A 1,506-nucleotide genomic window follows, 5' to 3' on the forward strand; every position below is an offset into this window, starting at 1 on the left:
GTCCGCTTCACGCCCTGAGACATTCGACAAGCTTTTTATGGCTTCAGTAAGGGCGACTTTCGCGCTTCCAGTGCCAGCAAATATTTCGCTTCGTCGTACCGGGTTCTGGTCTTCCAGCAGCGGTAAATGATCCTTATCCATTTAAATGCCAGAGCCCGGAGCGCTGACTGATGAGATTTCCCTTTTTCTCGCTGGCCCTGGTAATAAAGTCTGGCCCAGTACGATGAGTTAACCGTCTTCGCAGTCCATTCCACGAATGTCTGTCGGACGAACTTCGCGCACTGCCAACGCCAGTGTACCCAGGATTTTTGACCACTTCGCTCGGTTACTGGTGCGATGCCAGCGTAGTTTTGAATTTCTTCGGCGCTGTTGAAGCGGTCGCGGTTATCACCCAGTGCTGCAAGCATCCGTGGGCCCATACACGGTCCCATTCCAGGAAGTGATTTGAACAGTTCTGCATCCGGAAGCGTATCGAATAAGGATTCAATACGTTCATCGTAGGTTCTGATTAGGTCGCCTGTCAGTTTGATTTGGGATGCTAGTGCTATTGCCATCAAGGCATTTGCCTCGATGACAGTTTTATCTGTGGTCAGGGGAATAGCGCTGGCAATACTTGCAACCCGCTGTTCGGTATATGCAACAGCAGGACCACCTTTAGCATTCATAAAATTACGGACAGTATCGCTGCGAGCCCGTTTGAGTTGTTGCAGACTCGGCCAGCGAATGATTAGCTCGCAGAACAGTGAGCTGTCCCGATGGGAGAACCATTCCAGGGGCTGAGGGTAATACTGCTTAAGCGTATTGATGAGCCGATTAACAAAACGACGCTTGTCTTCGACCAGCAGTCGGCGCTGCTCAACTAATTGCTGGAGTAATCGGATATCCGGATTGTCGGCTTCAATGGCTTTTATCTTGTGGGGATAACGTAGCATCAGGTCTAATGCCAGCTCAGCATCCTGCGGATCATCCTTCGCACCGCTGGGCCAGAAAGCCTGTCGGTAGCGGGCCAGTGACAACGCGTGTACTGGAAAAACAGTGACAAATGGGTACTTCTGGAGTGCATACACCACCGGGCCTTTCTTCAGCTCAACGGCAATAGCAATCCTGCCTTTCGCCCTCTGGTGTAACTCATTGAGCCAGATATCAAGTGCCTCAGGCGTATGTTCAATCACATGGAATATGCGATCACCGTTTTTAAACTGAACGCAGACATCGTGTTTTTTATCCGCCCAGTCCAAACCAACATGAGCAGCAAACTGATCTTTCGCAGTCATCACCAACTCCTTTTTATCGGGGATTGGTATGCATTCCACGCTCTTCGAAAGAAATATAGTCAGCAGTTTTTCTGCATGCCCTGAGTATTCGTTAGCGAACGTGGAGCACTTACTGGCTCGAAAGCAAAGCGGAAATCATCAAATCACATGATTCTGGCACAATATTCGTAACCAATAAGCGCATACCCTGAATCACTTAAAAGTGTAACTCTCAGGGTGTGAATGACTATAT

The 1,506-nt window shown here is 49.2% G+C and carries 1 protein-coding gene; it reads right to left on the reverse strand.

All coding sequences use genetic code 11. The features are described 5' to 3' along the window. Positions 1–35: 35 nt before the first annotated feature. Positions 36–1,274: an IS110 family RNA-guided transposase gene (locus tag E0L20_RS23750; RefSeq protein WP_004132572.1), complete on the reverse strand. Its 1,239-nt coding sequence runs from the start codon at positions 1,272–1,274 to the stop codon at positions 36–38. Between the last annotated feature and the right edge of the window lie 232 nt (positions 1,275–1,506).

The organism is Enterobacter wuhouensis (assembly GCF_004331265.1).
Classification (GTDB): Bacteria; Pseudomonadota; Gammaproteobacteria; order Enterobacterales; family Enterobacteriaceae; genus Enterobacter; species Enterobacter wuhouensis.